Source organism: Fundidesulfovibrio butyratiphilus (assembly GCF_054657235.1).
On sequence record NZ_BAAHXA010000001.1, the window covers coordinates 444,284 to 463,004 of the forward strand.

Here is an 18,721-nt window from a genome sequence, read left to right on the forward strand (position 1 = left end):
TACAAGGAGAACGTCATGCCTGAACAGAACAGTGAAGAGTCCCAGGCCCAGAATCCTGACCAGGTCGTTTCCGGGGCCGGCGATTCGGTCGACCTTGAAAACGCGGGCAAAGCCCCTGAACAACTGCTGGAAGAAGTCCTCGCCAGCCCGCTCCCCGGCGGACGCAAGGAGATCGCGCTGCCCTCGGGCGCGACAGCCGTCATGCGGCCGGGCAAGGGCCGCGACCTGCTGGCCGCCCAGCGCGCGGCCGGACAGGACACCCACCTGGTCATGTACGGCCTGGTGGCCAACCTCTGCACGTTCGACGGCGAGAAAAAGGTGCTGGAAGACGTGCTGGACATGCCCCTGGCCGACGTCATGAAGCTGATCGGCGCGGTCGGCGAGGCGGCGGGCGACGATTTTTTGCCGTCGACGCCCGCTCTGTCCTCCATCTCGCGGCCGTGACCGGCTGGAGCCACGACGAGCTGATGGACATGGACCCGGCCGAGCTGGCCCGCTGGTGCCGCGAGGCTGTGGAATATCACAACGAGATGAACACGGTTGATTAGCGGTGGGCGGGCGCGTCCCGCCCCCGCACAGGGAGCCCCGATGAACCTTTTGCAGGTCGGAATCGTCTTGACCGCCATCGACAAGATGAGCGGGGTGCTCGGCGGCGCGATCAGCAAGACCACCCAGGGGTTCGACAAGCTCCAACACAAAATTTCTGAAGTCTCGGCCAAGATGACCGAGATGGGAACCAAGGCTTCGTTGATGGGGCACGCCGTGCTGTCGGCCCTGAAGACGCCGGTCAGCGCGTTCGCCGACTTGGACGAGGCCTCCACCAACCTGCGCGTGGCCATGATGGACAACCTGGGGCGCATTCCGCCCCAGTTCGAGGAAATCAATCGCCAGGCCGTCGAGCTGGGCAACGTCTTGCCGGGGACCACGGCCGATTTCGTCAATTCCGCCCGGGCGCTGATCGAAAACGGCACGGCCCTGGAAACCGTCGTGGGCGGCGGGCTCAAGGCGGCCTCGTACCTCGGCGTCATTTTGAAGCTGCCCCAGGCCGGGGCCGCCGAAATGGTGGCCAAGTTCCGCGAAGCCTTCGGGCTTGCGGAAAGCGAGCTGACCAAGATGGCCGACCTTACGCAAAGGGCAAAGTTCGCCTTCGGCCTCAACCCCGACGAGATCAAATACGCGGCCCAATACGCCGGCGCGACGCTGAACAACCTCAAGCTGACCGGCATCGAAAACACCAAGATGTTTTTGGCCATGCAGGGCATGGCTCGCCAAAAGGGGATGGAAGGGTCGGTGTTCGGCACGAACTTTTCATCCATGCTCAATAACATCGGCCAGATGGAGCAAAAGCTCGGCCGCAACTCCAAGATCATGCGCGAGGTCAACGCCGACCTCGAACAGGCCGGCATCCACATGCGGTTCTTCGACCAGGCCGGCAAGTTCGTCGGCCTGGAGAAGATGGTTGGCGAACTGGAAAAGCTCAAGGTGCTGTCCGAGCACGAAAAATTGAACGTCATGAACAAGATCTTCGGGATGGAAGGTGGTCGGGTGGCCTCCATACTCTCCGAGGGGGGCGTCGCCGGCCTGAAAGAGTACATGGGGCGCATGGATCGCCAGGCCGATCTCATGCAGCGCATCGACGCGGTCAACAAGTCCGCCAAGAACACTTGGGAGGCCCTCACCGGCACCATCGAAAATTTCTGGGCGGCCATGGGCGGCCCCATGGTCACCTCGCTCTATCCCTACATCAAGGCGGTCAACGACTTTGTGGGCGGCCCCATGATGGAATGGGCCTCGCAGAACCAGGAGCTGGTCAAGTGGCTCGGGCTCGGAGCCCTGGCCGTGGGCGGTCTGCTGGTTGTTCTGGGCGGGCTTGGCATTGTGGCCGGGGCGGTGGCCAGCGGATTTGCCGTTCTGGCCGGCGCGGTGGCGGCGGTGTTTTCGCCGGTTACCTTGGTCGTGGCGGCCGTGGCGGCCGGGGCCTTGCTCATCTACAAGTATTGGGAGCCAATCCAAGCGTTTTTCTCGGGCTTCTGGCAGGGGTTCACGGAGGGGCTCGCTCCTTTGCGCCCGGCGTTCGACTGGCTGGGCGGCGTCTTTGACAAGGTGGTCCAAAAGGCCAAGGCCTTTTGGGACTGGCTCTCGCCCGCCAAACATACGGCCGGACAGCTTCACGGCATCCAGACATTTGGACAGAACTTCGGCAAGGCGTTGGGCGACGCCTTCGCCAGGGTCCAAGCGTTGGGCGGCCAGGCCTTCGCCAAGCTCGGCGAATGGTTCAAACCGCTTGAACCGATTTTCCAGCGCGCCAAGACGCTCTTTCTCGACATCGCGGCCGGCGTCGGCAAGTTTGCGGGCGTGCTCAAAGACTTTGCCGTCGGATTCGCGGGCGGCTTTTGGGACGGCTTGAAAAGCGGTTTCGCCGGACTGGAACCCGTTATCAGCAGCGTCAGCAGCCATGTCGTTCCGGCTCTGCAAGCCGTCGGCGCGGCCGCCAAGGCCTTTCTCGACTTCGGCCTGTCGACCGGCGAGAAGGTCTGGTCCCTCATCAAGTCCATTCTGGGCGGTTTCGATGCGGGCCAGGCGAAAACGGAATCGTTCGGCAAGGCGGTCGGAAAGTTCACCGCCAGCGTCGTCATGGGTGTCGTCCAGATCGGGGCCAAGATCGCCTCGCTCATCATCAATCTCGCCGCCGACATGGTCACGGCCGGGGCGAAGATCATGACCTCTTTGTGGGAGGGCATGAAAAAGGTCTCGGGCGGCATTCTCAATTGGGTGGGCCAGTTCGCCGGCAAGGTCATGGACCATTTTCCCCGGTCCCCGGCCAAGACGGGACCCTTCAGGGAAATCCCCAACATCCACATTATCGAGTCCATAGCCGCGACCATGCGGCCCGATCCGTTGGTGCGGGCCGCCTCCGCAGCAGCGGCGGCTGGCTTGCTCGCCCTGGCTCCGCTCCAGCACGCCGACGCCTTGGCCGTCCCTTCGCCCGTGCCCGCCGCAGCCACCGTGGCCGCAAAGGCGACCGAACGCATGAGCGACCCCAAATGGCAAGATCCCCGTTTGCAGGCCATCTTGCGCAAGCACTCCGGGGTGGCGGCGGCCACGTCTTCATCGATCCCGGCCGCGTCCAAGGCCGTGCGGCAAGCGGCCGACGCTGTTCGTCCCGCCGTGGCCGCCAAGGCCGCCGAACGCATGGCCGATCCCAAATGGCAAGATCCCCGTTTGCAGGCCATCCTGCGCAAGCACGCCGGGGTGGCGGCGGCCGCGTCCCGGCCGATCCCGGCCGCACCGTCCATGCCTCGCCCCCTGACGGCGGGCCAGGCGGCCAAGCCGCCGCGTCCCCTGGCCTCGGGTCGAGCTGGCAAAGTCGGCGCATCCGGCGGCGCTGCCGGGGCCGGCGTGACCATTCACTACGCCCCGACCGTCCACGTACAGGGCGGCGGAAACAAGGACGACATCATGGCCGCGCTCAAGGCCCACGAGCACGAGTTGGTCGCGCTTATCGAGCGGGTCATGGCCCGCAACGCCCGGAGACAATACTGATGTGGGCCACGTTTGGTGACATACGCTTCGAGCTTTTGCGGGCGCCCGAACAGGCCGACCTGACCACGGCCCACGAGTACGCCGAGCACAAGGTCATCGAGGGCAAGCCCAAGGTGCAATGGGTCGGGGACGGACTGCGGAAGCGGACCTGGGAAATCCGCCTGCACAGCGCGTATTGCGACCCGGACATGGTCATGCGGGCCATACGCACGGCGGCCGGCGAGCATAAGGCGTTGCCGCTGTCGCTGGGCGCGGGCGAATACCTCGGGCGCTACACCGTGTTGTCCATCCGCGAGCAGACCCAGGCGACGGACCCCACCGGGGGCACCGTGGCCATGACCGCCAGTCTGGAGCTGCGCGAATGGATCGGCCAGGTCGCCGCGCCCACGGGAGAGGCCGTGGCCATGAATGGCGTCAGCCCCTTTGGCGCGGTGAACGCGTTGTCCTCCCTCATAACCACGGGCGTCTCCTCGATCACGACGATTGACGATTCGACGCTCCGCACCCTTTTGCGCCGGCCATGAGCTACATCATCCACACCGTGGCCGACGGCGACCGCTGGGACCTGCTGGCTTGGCGCTACTACGCCGATCCGTACGCCTATGAACGCATCCTGGCCGCCAACCCGCACGTGGCCATGGCTCCGGTGCTCACCGCCGGCCAGCGCCTGCTCATACCGGTCATCACGTCGTCAACGGCCATCGCCAGCGAGGATCTGCCGCCATGGAAGCGGTAGCCGTACGCGCCCCGCAGTGGGTCATCGTGATCGGCGGCAAGGACATCAGCTCGTCCATCACCGACTACGTGCTGTCCGTGACCTACACCGACCACATCAAGGACGCCTCGGACGAACTGGACCTGACGCTCTGCGATCCGTCCGGCGTTTGGCGGTCTGGCTGGTATCCGGTCCAGGGAATGCGGCTGTCGGCCAGCATGGGGTATCGGGGTGAAGGGCTCGCGCCGTGCGGCGATTTCGAAATTGAAGAAATCGAGCTGGCCGGACCGCCGGACACCATGCACATCCGGGCTCTGGCCAGCGGCATCAAACAGGCCCAGCGGACCAAGCGGTCCCAGGCCTACGAGGGCACGACTCTGGCCGGCATCGCCCGGAGCGTGGCCGAGCGCCACGGCTACAGCCTGGTCGGCGACATCGCCGACGTGGCGCTTGCCCGCGTCACCCAAAACCAGGAGCCGGACCTGGGCTTCCTCAAACGCCTGGCCGGGGACTACGGCTACGTCTTTTCAGTCAAGGGCGACAGGCTGGTTTTCTCGAAGTATTCCAAGCTGCGCGCCGCCACGCCGGTCTTGACTCTCAACCGGGCCGGCGGCGTGGCCAGCTACAGCCTGCGGGACAAGTCCCTGGCCGCCTACAAGGCCTGCGAGTGCTCCTACCACGATCCCAAGACCAAGACCTGCCATACCCATACCGCCGGGGCCAAGGGCGTGGCCACGGCCGACACCCGCAAGATCACCCGTCGGTGCGAAAACGCCCAGCAGGCCAAGCTTCAATCCGAAGCTGAACTCGAAAAGCAGAACGACGCCAAGTTCGAGGGAACGATCACAACCGAAGGCGACCCGCGCCTGCTGGCCGGCAACACCGTGTCCCTGGCCGGATTCGGCCGCTTCGACGGCGTGTGGCTGATCGATTCGTCGCGCCACAGCATGGACCGCAGCTCCGGCTACGCCACGGAAATCACCATCAAGCGAGGATACGAGGAGGCCGACGATGCCGCTTAAGTTCGGGGTTGTCACCGAGGCGGACCCGGCCAATTGCCGGGTGCGCGTGCAGTACGACGACAACGAGGGCGTCGCCTCGTACTGGCTGGCCGTGGTGCAGCGCAAGACCCTCGGGGACCGCGACTACCACATGCCCGAGGCCGGCGAGCATGTGGCCTGCCACGTGGACGAACACACCGAAGAGGGCGTGGTGCTCGGGGCCATCTATTCAGCCGCCGATCCGGCGCCGGCGGACAGCGCGGACAAGCGTCATCTGACGTTCAAAGACGGGGCGATATTTGAATATGACCGCAACGCCCATCGTCTGACAGTCTCCCTGCCGGACGGTCAGGCGCGCATAACCATAGGAAAGGAAGGGTGCGTCGAGATTCAAGGGGCGACAACAATTGTACTGCATGACGCAGCGGACATCGATTGCCGGGCCGTACTAAACATACGGGCAGCACACGGGATTGTCTACTGGACGCCAAGAGCGTCCACACGCCCCTACGAACCGGCCGCCATCCCGCCTGTGGAGTCCGCATGAGCATCACCTCCGTCAGCACCATCACCGCCGCCGACTGGTCCCGTCAGGTCGGCGCGTACGGCTCGGTGGCGACCGACCTGGACGACATCGACCAAGCCATGCGCATCATCCTGGGCACGCCCAAAGGGTCCGTGCCGCACCGGCCGACGTTCGGCTGCGACGCCTGGCGCTATCTGGACTATCCGGTGTCCGAGTCCCTGGCCCACATCGTGCGCGAAGCCACGGACGCCCTGGCCGCCTGGGAGCCCCGAGCCGAAGTCACGGCCATCACGACGTCCGTGGCGTATTCGACGGTCGCGCTCTCCATCGCCTGGACCGTGGTCCTGGGGACGGCCCAATCCGTCACGGAGGTGAGCTATGCGCTCAGCAAGCCTCAGTAACCTGGCCGAGCCCAGTTTCATCGACCGCGACGCCGAGGCCATCACCGCCGAAATGATCGCGGCCTTCGAGGCGTCCACAGGGCGCACGCTCTATCCCGCCCAGCCCGAACGCCTGGAAATCGACATGGTGGCCTACCGGGAGCAGCTGCTGCGCGTCGGCATCCAGTCGGCCGCGTTGCAAAACCTGTTGGCCTACGCCTCCGGGGCGTTGCTCGACCACAAGGCCGCCTTTTTCGGCGTGACCCGCCTCGCGGCGCAACCGGCCACGACCACTTTGCGCTTTTCTTTGGCCGCCGTCCGTCCGGACGCGACCGTCATTGCGTCCGGCGTCCAGGTGGCCAGCAAGGACGGGCTCGTCTTCGCTACGACCGCCGAAGCGCTCATCCTGGCCGGGCAGGCTTCGGTTGACGTGACGGCCCAGGCGGTCACGGCCGGCGAGGCCGGCAACGGCTACCTGCCCGGCGAAGTGGCCACGCTGGTCACCGCCCTGGACGGCGTGAGCGTGACCAACCTGGACGCCACCCAGGGCGGCGCGGCGGACGAGGACGACGAACGGCTGCGCGAGCGCACGCGCCTGGCTCCCGAGGGCTGGTCCAGCGCCGGCCCGGATGACGCCTATCTGTTTTGGGCCATGAGCGCCCACCAGTCCATCGTCGACGTGGCCATCCTGTCCCCGTCGCCCGGCGTGGTGGCGGTCTATCCGCTCATGGCCGACGGGCTGCCCACAACCACGCATTTGTCCGCCGTGGCCGCCGTGCTCAACCGAAAGGAGATCCGGCCGCTGACGGACCAGGTCATGGTGGCGGCCCCCGAGGCCGTGCCCTACGCCATCGCGGTGACCCTGACCCTGGAGCCGGACGCCCCGGCCGAGGCGACCCGGACGGCGGCGGCCACGGCGCTTACCGCACTGGCCGCGACCTGGGCTGGTTCCCTCGGCCAGGACATCATCACTTCGCGGATTGTCGCCACGGCGGCCGTGGACGGGGTGCACGACGTGAGCCTGACCAGCCCGGCGACCTCGACGCGGCTGACCGCCAGCCAGTGGGCGCAATGCACAGGCGTCACGGTCGCCCTGGAGGGCTACGATGCCTGACCTGCGCCTCGTTCCGCCGGGGATCGACGACGCGGTCACTCGGGCTATTAACCAGCTCCTGGACCGCTATGACGCCCTGGACGTGGCCGCCGTGCTGGTCAGTCTGGTCGAGCGCCAGACCGACCTGGTGCTGGAGTACCTCGCCTGGGAGCATCATATCGATTTCTGGGACCGCGCCACCACGCGCGAGGCCAAAATCACCATGATCCAGGCCTGTTACGACGCCCACCGCTACAAGGGCACGCGCTACGGCATGGAGCGGATATTTCCCCTGCTGGGCGCCCAGGGGACGATATCCGAGTGGTTCGAATACGGCGGCGATCCCTATTATTTCCGGGTTTCGCTCTTGTGGGATCGGGTCTGGGAGGACAGCCAGCGCGCCGTCATCCTCGACCTGATCGACCGACTGAAAAACACCCGGTCCTGGCTGGACCGGGTCGACGTGTTCGAACGGGCGCAGTCGGCCGCTCCGGTCACGTCCGGCCTGACCGTCGATTTGGCCGAGCCGTTCGGCTTCAGGCTGTCGCTGGCGGACTGCTACGACGTGGTGGCGGCCGACGTGCGCGCGGCGGACCTGGGCTCGCTGGGGCTCACCGAGGACCAGGCCGAGCCGTTCGGCTTCGCCGTGGCCCTGCCGACCGTCGAACGGCTGGGGCTCGACGCCCACCCCCGATTCGACCAGATCCCAGCCGATTTCGCCCCCCTCGATATGCCCCTGGAGGTGACCCATGTCTGACACGGTCGAAGTCTGGAAGCGCACCAAGACGCTGCCCATGCTCGGCTACAAGATGGCGCGCAGCATCTGCGACCAGATTCCTTGTCCCAAGATCACGAAATTTCGCCTGGGGTATGGGCTCGTCGACGAGTCCGGCGACACGCCCGCGTTGCAGGCCATACCCGACGACCTGGACACCCTGCCGGGCGTATTTTTCGAGGGCGCGCCCACCCCCGCCGCGTCGGAGGGCCGGGCGTTGTTTGTCTGCCCTGTGCCGGCCGGCAGCGTGCCCGTGGCCACCAAATACAGCTGTATCGGCCTCTATGACCAGGACGACGACCTGGTGGCCGTCGGCCTGCGACTGCCGACGTGGATCACTCCGGACAGCGACTACACGGCCAGGCCATTCATTGATTTTCCCACGGAGGGATGACGCATGCTGACTCCTGACATCCGATGGGCCGAGCAATACGTCTCCGCCGGCCTCAACCGCAAATTCGCGGGCGTGCTGCCGGCCGGCGTGGTGTGGGGCTACGAAGTCGACGCCCCCGGCGGGATGCTGGTGCGGGTTTGGCCGGGGGACGATCCCGATTATCCCGACTCCGTGGCCCTGGTGGACCGCGACGGCTACAGCCTGACGGTCAGGCAGTCCGGCGAGGACACCGTCGATCTGACCGGCCGGGCGGGCGGTACGGTCTTTATCGTGCTGGAGGCCTTGTACGCCCCCAACCAGGACACGGTGACAAGCCTTCAGGCCGTGACCACCCCGGCGGACCACCATGTGGTGCTGGCCACGATCATGATACCGGCCGGGGCCACGGCCATCACGGCCGACATGATCACGTTCGACGAGCGCACCAACGGCAATCCGGCCACCCTGGCTATGAGCTACGCGGCCTCGCTGATGGCCGTGATGACCAGCAACATGGACCTCAACGCGCGTCTTTCCAACCTGGAAGCCTGGGCCGAGTCCAAGGGCTACGACGCCTCTGTACTGTATTAAGGAGCTGAAATGGCGCACATAAATAGCAGTCTCAGTGCGATGAACGACGCCCTCTCGGCGTTGCAGGCCAAGGTGGACCTGCTGTTGTCCAGCCGGGCAGGACTGACGGCCGCCGAGTTCGAGGCGCGAATCGCGGCCGCGACCCAGGAGGGTGTCGACGCCGTGCTGGCCCAACTGGATGGCCTGGACGTCACGGATATTTCGGTGCGCGCCGAGTTGCAGCGGCGTCTCATCGAAATTATGAACGCCGTGGACCCGTCCACGAAATTCGCCTTCGAATTCTTCTCGGCGCCCTACAGCATCGCGGACACCATTTCCGTGTCCGGCGCGTCCACCGTGGCCGGCGACGACTCTGTGGACATTTCGTCCACCTCCGGGTTGGTGGCGGGCCGCGAATACGTGATCGAGACTGACACCCAGCAGGCCGTGATCGTGGTGTCCGAGGTGCTGAGCGACACCCGGTTCCGCACCAAGGACGACATCCCCGTGAGCATGACCGGGGCCACGCTCCGCCGAACGAACTGGACCTTCGGCAGCACCGGCGGGGCCACCGCGCAGTCCGGACAGGTCTACTACTCCGACCCGATCAACCTGGACGTCGCCACGCAGACCGTCAAGAGTCTGGTTGTGCGCCTGTCCCAGGCGTCCGCCCTGCCTACGGTGTCCTTTCAGGACGCCAGTCACCTCAGCTGGACCGAGGCGCCCTGGAAGTGGACGCGTACGTCAAACCAGGTCACGGACGGCGAGACCGGCTACAGGGACGTGGAGTACGTCGTCCCGGCCTCCGGCCAGGTGGCGCTCAAGATCGTGGCGGATGGGCCATCCACAATCAAATACATGGTGGCCCTGACCCGCGACACAGGCTTGCAGGGCGACCACCGTCCGCCTGCCACCCCGAGCAATGTGAGTCCGGTCGCCAATGCGACGGACGTGGGCAGGACCCCGACCCTGCAACTGTCGGCCTACGTCCACCCGGCCCTGACCGGGCAGGGCGGCGTCCAGTTCCAGATCAGCAAGGTGGCCGACGATTTCGCCACCCCCCTCAACCTCGTGCTCGACACGGGCCTCATCCCGGCCGCCATGGGCCTGTGCGTGCCGGCCGACGTGCTGGCCGTGTCCACCACGTACTATTGGCGCGCCCGGTACGCCGACGACGAGGGCGGCATTTCGGACTGGTCCGCACCGACAATGTTCACCACGGCGGTCGCATTCGCGGTGTTGGCCGTGGTCGCGCCGACCAACCTGACCCCGGTCAACCATGCGACCAAGATCGGGCCGACGCCCTCTTTGACCGCCTCCGGCATGGTCAGCTCCGGCGGCTCGGCGGCCCACACCGCGAGCCAGTGGCAGATCGCGGCGGACGCGGCGTTCGCCAGCATCCAATTCGATTCCGGCGCCGACCCGACCAACCGCACCGCCATAACGTTGGACGACGCCCATAAGCTCGGCGACGGCGACCACTATTTTAGGAGCAGGCAGCAAGGCACGTTTGCGTGGGATGATGCTACGTCGGAGGAGGCTGTTGCGACGGCGATAGGGTCGGGGGCCATCTCCCTGGCGACCGCCGTGGTCCTGGACTCCACCCGAGTGCTCGTCGGCTACGTGGAGGCGGGCGCCGCCCGGGCCGTGGTGCTCACCATTGGCGCGGCCCGCGACATCGTCGCGGGCACGCCGGTGGCCCTCACCGCCGCCGCGATAACCTGCCTGGCCGCGACCAAGATCGGCGAGGACAAGGCGCTCGTCGGCTACGTCGGGGCGTCGAGCTACGCGTACGCCGTGGCCCTGACCGTGTCCGGGACCACGATCACGGTCAACACGCCGCTTACCGTCCTGAGCGCGGCCTGCACCTGCCTCGCCCTGTGCGGGGTCGACACGGACAAGGCCGTGCTCGCCACCAACGACGGCGACGGCAAGGCCTACGTCTTGAGCGTCGCGTCCACCACCGTCTCCGCCGGCGCCGCGCTGACCTTCAACGCGGGCGTTACCGGCCCGGACATCGCCCTGGCGGCCCTGGACACGACCAGGGCCGTGTGCTGCTATCGTGACGCCGGATCGAGCGCCGGCGGCAATACGGTTGTGCTTTCCCTTGTGGGGACCACGCTCACCGCCGGCGCCGAGGTGGCGTTCTGCGCCAACGCCACCTCGCTTATTTCCATGGCATCCCTGGACACCACCACATGCGCCGTGGGCTACCTGGACGGCGGTGACGCCACGATCCGGGTCATGGCGCTCTCCGTGGCCGGGACCGTCCTCACCGCCGGGACCGCATCGACCCTGCCGGGTACGGGCTGCACCGCCCTGCGCCTGACGGCGGAGACCGCCGCGTCGTTCCTGGCCACCTCCCTCGACGGCTCCGCGTCCGCCAGGGCCTCCCGCGTGAGCGTCCCCCTGTCGGAGTGCATCGTGTCGCCCGAGTGGGTCTACGCGACCGGGGCCGGAAGCCCGGCCATCGCCGTGCCGACCTCGGGCGCCTTGGTCGCCGTGTACGACCAGGCGGGAGGCAAAGCGCAGTGTCACAAGTTGCTCGGAGATGTCCTCTGGAGCGAGTGGAGCGCGCCCACAACATTTAACGTGGTCACCTTCGCGCGGTTCGTGGCCGCGTTGCAAGGAGACTATTCCGACGCGTACACCGGAGTCGTAGTGGCCCCGGATGGCGCCATGTACGTCTCCGGGTACGAATACTCGACCTCGGACGGCGCTGCGATCAATTGTATCATCGCCAAATACGAGGCCGGGCAAGAGACGCCGACCTGGCAATCGCATGTGCCGGTCGCGGGCGGCACTCCGTCCGGCACCAATATATGTGTGCTGACAGACGGCGGCATCGTCGTCTGCTGGTCGATCGCCGACTCCTCGCGTGTCGATCTGTATGCCGTCAAGGTCGACCAGAGCGGCGCCGTGGTCTGGCAACGGCGATATGCGGGGTCCGGACGGACCTACACCCGGCGGATCGCTGCTCACCCCGGCGGAGGATTTGTGGTCGCCGGCATGGACGGCACCGGCACGTCGTATTGGCGGGCGGTCGTTCTGAAAGCAAACGCGGACGGATCATTGGCCTGGGACAGGCGCATTCCGTTGGAGACCGACTCTCGGGCCACAGCTATTGGCTGTTCTCCGGCGGGGGATGTTTATGTTGGTGGCGCGCTGGGACCATCCGGCAACGGGTATATGCTCAAGTGGTCCGCCGCAGGCGTATTCCAGTGGCGTATCACACTCGGCGGATATTACTATACGCCGTACGCATTCGCGTTTGATTCAGACGGGTACGTCTATTGTCTCTCCAACTATTACGCCAGCGCCGCATGGGGCTATCCCATCATCACCAAGTTGTCAGCCGCAGGCGGTTTGCAGTGGCACTACAAGCTGTCAAGCGGATACTATGAGCAGGCATGGGACATACAGATTTCTAACGACGGCTCGACAATTTATATATGCGGCAATACCAACTATGGACTGAGCCACAAGCAAGCGTTTGTTGCAGCGATAAGCACGGACCACGAGCTGCTGTGGCAAAAGGGCCTCACCGGATCATATGACGACACCCTCGTGAGCATGGCGCTGGACGCCGACGGCAACATCTACTGCGCCGGCGCATTTTGCTCGATCCCCGCGACGCCGTCCCCCGACGCGGTGCTGCTCTCGATGTCTCCGGACGCGGACGGATGCGCCGGCGCGATCGCAGGATTTCCCATGCTGACCTGGAGCGACACCCAACTGGGGTGGACGGCCACGAGCCCGGGCACGTCGCTCTCCACCAGCAGCGTCGGCGACGCCGCCGGCTTTGCCGTGTCCACTGCGGACTCGGCCGTGACATCCATGGACATGGAGTCGGCCTGGTCCGCCTATTAAGAGGATAATTCCATGCTGTATTACGACACCAAGGTAGGCAAGCGGCAGTCCGCCGGCGAGATCGCCCGACGCGGCCTGACCTCTGCGGGGCTGTACGACCTCGGCATCGTGCCGCTTTCCACGGACCTGCCGGAAACCTACGACGCGGATCTCTACACCGTGCGCGACAGCGGCGGACAGGAGTCCACCGCCTCGGGCTGGCGCATCAAATGGAACCTGATCCCCCGGTCCCTGGAAGGTGTCCTGGACGTGCTGCGCACCCGGTTGGCCACGAAAAAACGAGACGTCGAAGATTCGGGCGTCACCGTCAACGGCGTCACCGTGGACAGCGCCGAAGCCGACCGCAACCGCGTCCTGGGCCTCAAAATTGCCTACATGGACAATCCCGACGACCCGGCTTTGGTCGGGCAGGGGTTCAAGACCCCAAGCGGGTTTGTGCCCATGACCAAGGAGCTGGTGGACGCCATCTGGGCGGCCATGAAAGCCCGCACACAGGCCGTGTTCGCGCGCGAAGCCGAAATCCGCGCCCTTATCGACGCCGCCCCGGACGCCGCCGAAGCCATCCGCATCTATGCGGAGGAAATCGACAACGGGTGGCCGGAGGCGTCCCAGGAGGGATGATGTTGATCACGGCGGCATAAGTGGAGCAGGCGGGGCGCGCCAACGCCCCACCGACCGGATGTTTACGCATCCGACCACGGCGCGAGGCCGCTGCTCCTGCCCTGTGCGCACGGGCAATCAGGAGCTAACAGGCCCCACGCGAATCTGTAAAGAAGGGAATATGAAAGGGCCTTTGCCATGGATCGGTGGAAAGTCGCTGCTGGCCAGAACGATCCTCGAATCGTTCCCCGAACACCTAACCTACTGTGAGGTCTTCGCCGGCGGCGCGCATGTGCTTTTTGCCAAGGAACCGTCGAAATTCGAGATAATGAACGACGTCAACAAGGAACTGGTCTGCCTGTTCAGGGTGCTTCAATACCACCTGGAAGAGTTCTGCAGACAGTTCAAATGGTGCCTGGTTTCTCGGGACTGGTGGAATGACTGGACGGAACAGCTTCAGGCGGGCGGCCTGACCGACATACAAAGAGCGGCCAGATTCTATTATATCCAGCGTCTGGGTTTTGGCGGCAAGGTCGCCGGCCGCACCTTTGGAGGCGGCCCCCAGTCCGGGCCGCGCATCAACCTCATCCGGCTCGAAGAGGACCTCTCGGCCATCCACCTTCGGCTGGCCAGGGTGCGCATCGAAAACATGCCCTTCGCCCAATTCATCGAGCGTCACGACCGACCGGAAACCCTGTTCTACCTGGACCCGCCATACTACGGAATGGAGGGCTACTACGGCAAAGACATCTTCTCCCGTGCCGATTTTACCGCACTTTCAATCCAATTGTCTGAAATAAAGGGAAAATTTGTTTTGAGCCTCAACGACAAACCCGAGGTCCGCGAGATCTTCAACCCCTTCCGCATCCAGGGCCTGACCACGCGCTACACATGCTCGAAAGCCGCCTCCATTCCGGCCAAGGAGGTGCTGATTTCGAACTTCTAAAAGCCCTGCTGCACGGTGCACCAGGGCTTCTCAAACTAACCTGAAGGAATTCTCAAACTGAGGTGCGCGTTCTATTGATGTAAGGCGGCGCGCGATTTGGCACGCCGCCTTATTTATTCTATCGCCTTTATGCAGCTTGGATTCGTTCGGTCGACAGGGCCGCGTATTCAGATGACAATTCCACCCGTCCCCGTATGACGAGTCTCCTCGATTCCGTGCGTGCTTTCGTGCCCATTGCTTACCCGTCGGGCGTTGCGGTCAGACCCCGAGCGGGACATCGCCTCTCCGCCCGGGCCCTCATACTGTTCGCCCCGTCGGCTCGATCCAAACTACTGGTTCTCCTTGACCGGCCTGGACTTCATGGTCCTGCCTTTTTTCTCGATCTTCTTGGCGGGCTCGCCGGTCGAATACCCCCATCGGTCCTGCACAAGTTTTTTGTCCGGATCCATCACGCCCTCCACCTTGGCCGGTTCTTTCCCGGTGACCGGCTGCTGAGGCTTTGGCGCATCCTGAGCAAACGACGCCGCGCAAATGAAAACCGTCAAGGCGGCGGCGAAGACTACCGTCCGCGTCAAGATCTTTCCCTTCATGAAATTTACCGACATGAAATTCTCCTTGTGTACATTCTCGTTGCGAAGCCAAGACAGGCAAAATCAACCGCCGACCTTCCAATGCCAATGACACTTCCGACGTCTCTCCAGGGCAGCCAGGCAGTCCGCCCCGCCCCGCATTATCGGTGTGGCGACCGGAAGGAAGGATGTTCTTCGGCAGGAGGCATCCCCTTAAACGTTTGGAGGGCATCCCGCCTTCACAGGTTTCCCCCTTTGCGTTCTCGACTCGAACCAGGCGGAAAATACGGGACAACCGCCCAAAAACAAAGGGACACCTGCTTGGTGCCCCCAGGAGTCTCCCCAAAATCGGCTGTCAACGGACCAAAAAAGCCCATATCGGACCATCCTTGGCCTGTGTTCTGTGTGATTTCAGGGAGTTGCGGACTGTATCGGACGGTATTGGAAGGTCATTTGGTGTGAGGGGAGCCTAGAATACACGCCTTAAAACTCACAAATCAAAGGAACTATTCTTTTATATTTTTCCGAATGCCCCTAAAAATGCCCCAAAGATTGCGGGCTACCCCGCATCGACCAATCTTGATTTTCCATTTTGACGACTCGCGACGATTTATGCCCGCTCGGTCCCAGTCGTCAAGGCGGGAAACTTTTCCCCCCTGCCCCTGTCGGCTTTGTACCTTCAGCACTCAACAACGTGCTTGAGCGCTGAACCTCAGCAAGTCGCAATATAAGGCTCTCGTGGGGCTGGTGGCGTCTTCCTGGGTTAAAAGCTAGAAGTCATTTCGCTGGTAGAAGGACACGGTTGGCGGATCATTATACGCGTCCACTGTCACAAAACGGCATCCTGTACGATTTCCAGAAAGAAACAGGCATTTCAAGGCCCATAGCATGTATGAACCGATGCCTTGTCCGTGGTGCTCCTGTCGCGTCCCCAGACGACAAATTTTCACTGCGGGATAAGCCCGATATTGAAGGTTCGCCGGAAAAACCCTCTGCTTTTTACGGTTGGCGAGACGAACCGCATCATTCGCCAAGCTGACGAAAGCCACGGACAAGGAAAGAGCCGCACCGTCTTTAAGGTGAAAGGAGTAGGTCTTGGAAAGAAGCTCACGGTCATGGGTTTGAGCGTCGTTGCGGATGTAATCATCAAGGTCATCCCGGCCACAAGAAAAGCCCGTGAACAACGCGAAGTCGTCCACGGGCTTGAGCAGACAGTTTGCGTCTTCGAGGCTATTTCGATTGCTGCTTTCCAAGACCAAAGATCGCCTTCCTCGCGGCCTCAAGACTGGGGGCGCAAGTCACCTTCAGAGGGGTCGCCCGCTGCTCGGAAAGCCTTTTCTCGAATGCCGCCGCTTCGCGGTCCTTCAGTACGGGAGTGGGCTTTATTGGCATGGCCATTTCATCACCTCGGTAATCCAACGTAGTCCAACGTAATCCAACGCAAGCCGTACCATTCGAGGCCAACCCTGTCCAGATAATCCAAAAGGCCTAAAAGGCAACCCCCCGCCTCCCCCCAAAAATAAGGGACACCCGTCGTTTCCCACGAAAAAGGGGCCTGCCACTTCGGACAAGCCCCCTTTTTTCGTCCCAGGATCGCGCGAACGGTCCCGGACGGTGTATATGTAGGCCCCGGCGATTAGACCGGCAAACTAGGCTCGATTTTCGGGTGTGGGCCTGTGAATTCCATCAAACTTGCCATGGCCCCTCACTTCCTCCGCATGAACTCGCCGCTGTTCTGGTCGTAAAAGCCTTGCGTCTTCCTCTTCAAAGCAAAGTCGAGTCAGTGAAAATCAACGGGTCGTTAGGGGCTTATTCCATAGGAAGAATATATCGCCCTAAGCGAAGATGGCGTATAGCTCGACGCCGATGGCATTTGCGGCGTCCAACTGTTACCGCTGCCGAACATGCTCCCCCAATTCGTTCCACCGAGGATGTTCCCGCCGATGGTTCCGAGCATGTTTCCCCAGGTGTTCCCGGAATTCTGGTTCCCCTGGCTCTGCGCCCCCTGCATGTAGATGTCCGAGTTGTCGTACATCTTGGAGAGGCCCAGGATATTTTGGTACGCCTGCTGGTTCTGGCTGTTGTTCCAGTTCGTCTGGCCAAGGAGCCCGTTCCACGCACCCTGCGCCTTTTGCAGGTTCCAGTTGAACTGCTGGTTGTCTAACGTGTTCTGTTGTATGGCCTGCTGCATTCCGTAGTTGTTCGCGGACGCGTTCTGGCTGTAGTTCAATTGGTTCATGAGGTTGTTCTGATTCAGCCCGGCGTTCCACGCGTTGTAGGCCTGCGAGTTCGCTGCCTGATTCTCGGCCATGCGCCCCTGGAATGTGGCCGTGTCCGCCTGAAGCTTCCTCCCCAGATCGGTCTGTTCCATGCCATAGCGCTGGGTAGCGGCGTTTGCCGCATTCGTGGCCAGAGAGTTTATCAACTGCGACGTCAGCCCGTTGTTCATCTGCCCCGTGTACGTGCTCGACCCGTATGTGCCTTTTGCACCTGTGGCAGAATTCAGCGAGGTTTTCCCCTGCTGAAAGGCCTGTTGCGCGGCAATCTTGCCCGGAGTCTCCAAACTCGCCTGGAGTTTTGTGTAATCCCCCCCGGAAAGGCCTGTATATGTCGGGTTCGCGCCAGAGTACGTCTGGTATGTCGGCGCGGCAGTCCCATACTGCTGGAAATTGTACTTCTGGTAGTCGGGGATGGTCGTTTGCGTAGGGTTGGCAGTGGTGTTCCACCACCCCTGTGACAAGTCAGGATATGACGTGGTGTTCCATGGCTTCGTGGACATGTTGGAACCGTTGATAAGGTTCCAGGCCATGTTCTGACTGTTCTGGCGTGCCAACAGGCTAGCGTTCAAGGCGTTGCTGGCAGAATTATTCTGGCTGCTGTTGCTGAGGAGGCCGCCTCCAATTGATGCGGCTGCACCTATGGCCGGGCCGATCAAAGAAGTGAAGTCGAAAGTCATAATTTTTTCCTTCCTTGGAAAGGGTTGATGTTTTCTAGTCGTTGTCGCCGGGCGCGCGCCCGATTCCGGTGTTCACGAAAACCACGCGGTTCCGCGAGGGGATTGCCCGACCGCTGTTTTCGTACCGCGCCATAGCGGCCTCTACACTTTCGCCGGGGTTGAGCACGACAAAATGGACGCGGCCACATGCGGCGGTTGCTTCGAGTTTGCAAAGTCTTCTGTCCAGGCTCGTCATGATTTTCACCTCTTTTCCTGTTGTTCTTCGATGGCGCACAACCTGCGCTCCAGGTCGCTCGTTTCAATCGCCCTGCGCTGGGACTCGACCAGCCCGGCCAGGGCTTGGCCTTCGCTCGGGGTAACGATGCCCCCTGCAACCGCCTGCAAAACCATCCTCATGGCCTTGGGCAGGTCCGCCGCGCTCTCAATCCTGGGCAGGCCGGCCAGGACCACGGGGGAATCCTTTCTGGGCGGGCACAGCCTTTCCAGACACAGGCGCAAGGCGGTCGTGTCGCCTCCCAGGGCCATTTCCACGGCCTTGCGGGTCAGGGCCTCGCTTTCGCCATCAAGGAGCGCCAAAACGGCGCGCGTGGCCTTGTGCCGGCTCCCCGTGGGGCACCCCGCCGGGTTCCCGGACTGCCCAGGCTTCCAAGCGGTCTTGGGAAGACGTTTCTGTCTTTCGCGTGTCTTGTCTGACATCTTCTGTCCTTATATGCCTTCCATTTGTCCCGTGCCTGCTTCTGGCTGCGTTCTGTTTCGCTTTCCATCGTCCGGGCAATCTTTCTCAACGAAACACAACACAAGCCA

The 18,721-nt window shown here is 63.3% G+C and carries 19 protein-coding genes; 14 read left to right on the forward strand and 5 right to left on the reverse strand.

Features of this window, described 5'->3' with window-relative positions; genetic code table 11:
• The first annotated feature begins 15 nt into the window (after window positions 1-15).
• The 14 genes from ACYQ01_RS02260 (at window position 16) to ACYQ01_RS02325 (ending at window position 14,392) form a co-directional block, all read left to right on the forward strand.
• Window positions 16-444: a hypothetical protein gene (locus ACYQ01_RS02260; protein WP_459932211.1), complete on the forward strand. Its 429-nt coding sequence runs from the start codon at window positions 16-18 to the stop codon at window positions 442-444.
• 144 nt (window positions 445-588) lie between these two features.
• Window positions 589-3,543 carry a phage tail tape measure protein gene (locus ACYQ01_RS02265; RefSeq protein WP_459932212.1) on the forward strand — a complete coding sequence of 985 codons (2,955 nt, stop codon included), beginning with the start codon at window positions 589-591 and terminating at the stop codon, window positions 3,541-3,543.
• The gene (locus ACYQ01_RS02270) at window positions 3,543-4,067 is read left to right on the forward strand and encodes a phage tail protein (protein ID WP_459932213.1); all 525 of its coding nucleotides are present in this window, start codon (window positions 3,543-3,545) and stop codon (window positions 4,065-4,067) included. Before ACYQ01_RS02265 ends, ACYQ01_RS02270 begins: the two co-directional genes overlap by 1 nt.
• Window positions 4,064-4,279 (forward strand): tail protein X, encoded by a 216-nt coding sequence (locus tag ACYQ01_RS02275; RefSeq protein WP_459932214.1) that lies wholly within the window; start codon window positions 4,064-4,066, stop codon window positions 4,277-4,279. The genes ACYQ01_RS02270 and ACYQ01_RS02275 overlap by 4 nt, the downstream gene beginning before the upstream one ends.
• Window positions 4,267-5,280: a phage late control D family protein gene (locus ACYQ01_RS02280; RefSeq protein ID WP_459932215.1), complete on the forward strand. Its 1,014-nt coding sequence runs from the start codon at window positions 4,267-4,269 to the stop codon at window positions 5,278-5,280. The genes ACYQ01_RS02275 and ACYQ01_RS02280 overlap by 13 nt, the downstream gene beginning before the upstream one ends.
• Entirely contained in the window at window positions 5,270-5,806 is a 537-nt protein-coding gene (locus tag ACYQ01_RS02285) for a phage baseplate assembly protein V (protein WP_459932216.1), read from the forward strand. The genes ACYQ01_RS02280 and ACYQ01_RS02285 overlap by 11 nt, the downstream gene beginning before the upstream one ends.
• The gene (locus ACYQ01_RS02290; RefSeq protein WP_459932217.1) at window positions 5,803-6,186 is read left to right on the forward strand and encodes a GPW/gp25 family protein; all 384 of its coding nucleotides are present in this window, start codon (window positions 5,803-5,805) and stop codon (window positions 6,184-6,186) included. Before ACYQ01_RS02285 ends, ACYQ01_RS02290 begins: the two co-directional genes overlap by 4 nt.
• Window positions 6,164-7,279 carry a baseplate assembly protein gene (locus tag ACYQ01_RS02295; RefSeq protein WP_459932218.1) on the forward strand — a complete coding sequence of 372 codons (1,116 nt, stop codon included), beginning with the start codon at window positions 6,164-6,166 and terminating at the stop codon, window positions 7,277-7,279. The genes ACYQ01_RS02290 and ACYQ01_RS02295 overlap by 23 nt, the downstream gene beginning before the upstream one ends.
• Window positions 7,272-8,015: a phage tail protein I gene (locus tag ACYQ01_RS02300; RefSeq protein ID WP_459932219.1), complete on the forward strand. Its 744-nt coding sequence runs from the start codon at window positions 7,272-7,274 to the stop codon at window positions 8,013-8,015. The genes ACYQ01_RS02295 and ACYQ01_RS02300 overlap by 8 nt, the downstream gene beginning before the upstream one ends.
• The gene (locus ACYQ01_RS02305; protein ID WP_459932220.1) at window positions 8,008-8,427 is read left to right on the forward strand and encodes a hypothetical protein; all 420 of its coding nucleotides are present in this window, start codon (window positions 8,008-8,010) and stop codon (window positions 8,425-8,427) included. Before ACYQ01_RS02300 ends, ACYQ01_RS02305 begins: the two co-directional genes overlap by 8 nt.
• 3 nt (window positions 8,428-8,430) lie before the next feature.
• Window positions 8,431-8,997 carry a hypothetical protein gene (locus tag ACYQ01_RS02310; RefSeq protein ID WP_459932221.1) on the forward strand — a complete coding sequence of 189 codons (567 nt, stop codon included), beginning with the start codon at window positions 8,431-8,433 and terminating at the stop codon, window positions 8,995-8,997.
• 9 nt (window positions 8,998-9,006) lie between these two features.
• On the forward strand, window positions 9,007-12,846 hold the full coding sequence (locus ACYQ01_RS02315; RefSeq protein ID WP_459932222.1) for an NHL repeat-containing protein: 3,840 nt from the start codon (window positions 9,007-9,009) through the stop codon (window positions 12,844-12,846).
• Between the two features lie 12 nt (window positions 12,847-12,858).
• Window positions 12,859-13,467 carry a DUF4376 domain-containing protein gene (locus tag ACYQ01_RS02320; protein ID WP_459932223.1) on the forward strand — a complete coding sequence of 203 codons (609 nt, stop codon included), beginning with the start codon at window positions 12,859-12,861 and terminating at the stop codon, window positions 13,465-13,467.
• 160 nt (window positions 13,468-13,627) lie between these two features.
• Window positions 13,628-14,392 carry a DNA adenine methylase gene (locus tag ACYQ01_RS02325; RefSeq protein ID WP_459932224.1) on the forward strand — a complete coding sequence of 255 codons (765 nt, stop codon included), beginning with the start codon at window positions 13,628-13,630 and terminating at the stop codon, window positions 14,390-14,392.
• A gap of 329 nt (window positions 14,393-14,721) precedes the next feature.
• Here the strand turns inward: ACYQ01_RS02325 and ACYQ01_RS02330 are convergent, their stop codons facing one another.
• From ACYQ01_RS02330 to ACYQ01_RS02350, 5 genes are all read right to left on the reverse strand, one after another.
• Window positions 14,722-14,997, reverse strand: coding sequence for a hypothetical protein (locus ACYQ01_RS02330; RefSeq protein ID WP_459932225.1), 276 nt, complete (start codon window positions 14,995-14,997; stop codon window positions 14,722-14,724).
• A 734-nt stretch (window positions 14,998-15,731) separates the two neighbouring features.
• Window positions 15,732-16,214, reverse strand: coding sequence for a GNAT family N-acetyltransferase (locus ACYQ01_RS02335; RefSeq protein WP_459932226.1), 483 nt, complete (start codon window positions 16,212-16,214; stop codon window positions 15,732-15,734).
• A 548-nt stretch (window positions 16,215-16,762) separates the two neighbouring features.
• Window positions 16,763-17,917 (reverse strand): hypothetical protein, encoded by a 1,155-nt coding sequence (locus tag ACYQ01_RS02340; protein WP_459932227.1) that lies wholly within the window; start codon window positions 17,915-17,917, stop codon window positions 16,763-16,765.
• A gap of 34 nt (window positions 17,918-17,951) precedes the next feature.
• Complete coding sequence (locus ACYQ01_RS02345) at window positions 17,952-18,152, reverse strand: hypothetical protein (protein ID WP_459932228.1); 201 nt, start codon at window positions 18,150-18,152, stop codon at window positions 17,952-17,954.
• A 5-nt stretch (window positions 18,153-18,157) separates the two neighbouring features.
• Complete coding sequence (locus ACYQ01_RS02350) at window positions 18,158-18,613, reverse strand: DUF5681 domain-containing protein (RefSeq protein ID WP_459932229.1); 456 nt, start codon at window positions 18,611-18,613, stop codon at window positions 18,158-18,160.
• Window positions 18,614-18,721: the final 108 nt, after the last annotated feature.

What these genes read in the sequence shown, in the direction of transcription:
- ACYQ01_RS02330 (WP_459932225.1), bottom strand. Translation starts at nt 14,997, where the DNA reads ATGTCGGTAAATTTCATGAAGGGAAAGATCTTGACGCGGACGGTAGTC.
- ACYQ01_RS02260 (WP_459932211.1), top strand. Translation starts at nt 16, where the DNA reads ATGCCTGAACAGAACAGTGAAGAGTCCCAGGCCCAGAATCCTGACCAG.
- ACYQ01_RS02340 (WP_459932227.1), bottom strand. Translation starts at nt 17,917, where the DNA reads ATGACTTTCGACTTCACTTCTTTGATCGGCCCGGCCATAGGTGCAGCC.
- ACYQ01_RS02295 (WP_459932218.1), top strand. Translation starts at nt 6,164, where the DNA reads ATGCGCTCAGCAAGCCTCAGTAACCTGGCCGAGCCCAGTTTCATCGAC.
- ACYQ01_RS02270 (WP_459932213.1), top strand. Translation starts at nt 3,543, where the DNA reads ATGTGGGCCACGTTTGGTGACATACGCTTCGAGCTTTTGCGGGCGCCC.
- ACYQ01_RS02275 (WP_459932214.1), top strand. Translation starts at nt 4,064, where the DNA reads ATGAGCTACATCATCCACACCGTGGCCGACGGCGACCGCTGGGACCTG.
- ACYQ01_RS02305 (WP_459932220.1), top strand. Translation starts at nt 8,008, where the DNA reads ATGTCTGACACGGTCGAAGTCTGGAAGCGCACCAAGACGCTGCCCATG.
- ACYQ01_RS02320 (WP_459932223.1), top strand. Translation starts at nt 12,859, where the DNA reads ATGCTGTATTACGACACCAAGGTAGGCAAGCGGCAGTCCGCCGGCGAG.
- ACYQ01_RS02345 (WP_459932228.1), bottom strand. Translation starts at nt 18,152, where the DNA reads ATGACGAGCCTGGACAGAAGACTTTGCAAACTCGAAGCAACCGCCGCA.
- ACYQ01_RS02290 (WP_459932217.1), top strand. Translation starts at nt 5,803, where the DNA reads ATGAGCATCACCTCCGTCAGCACCATCACCGCCGCCGACTGGTCCCGT.
- ACYQ01_RS02315 (WP_459932222.1), top strand. Translation starts at nt 9,007, where the DNA reads ATGGCGCACATAAATAGCAGTCTCAGTGCGATGAACGACGCCCTCTCG.
- ACYQ01_RS02350 (WP_459932229.1), bottom strand. Translation starts at nt 18,613, where the DNA reads ATGTCAGACAAGACACGCGAAAGACAGAAACGTCTTCCCAAGACCGCT.
- ACYQ01_RS02310 (WP_459932221.1), top strand. Translation starts at nt 8,431, where the DNA reads ATGCTGACTCCTGACATCCGATGGGCCGAGCAATACGTCTCCGCCGGC.
- ACYQ01_RS02300 (WP_459932219.1), top strand. Translation starts at nt 7,272, where the DNA reads ATGCCTGACCTGCGCCTCGTTCCGCCGGGGATCGACGACGCGGTCACT.
- ACYQ01_RS02325 (WP_459932224.1), top strand. Translation starts at nt 13,628, where the DNA reads ATGAAAGGGCCTTTGCCATGGATCGGTGGAAAGTCGCTGCTGGCCAGA.
- ACYQ01_RS02265 (WP_459932212.1), top strand. Translation starts at nt 589, where the DNA reads ATGAACCTTTTGCAGGTCGGAATCGTCTTGACCGCCATCGACAAGATG.
- ACYQ01_RS02280 (WP_459932215.1), top strand. Translation starts at nt 4,267, where the DNA reads ATGGAAGCGGTAGCCGTACGCGCCCCGCAGTGGGTCATCGTGATCGGC.
- ACYQ01_RS02285 (WP_459932216.1), top strand. Translation starts at nt 5,270, where the DNA reads ATGCCGCTTAAGTTCGGGGTTGTCACCGAGGCGGACCCGGCCAATTGC.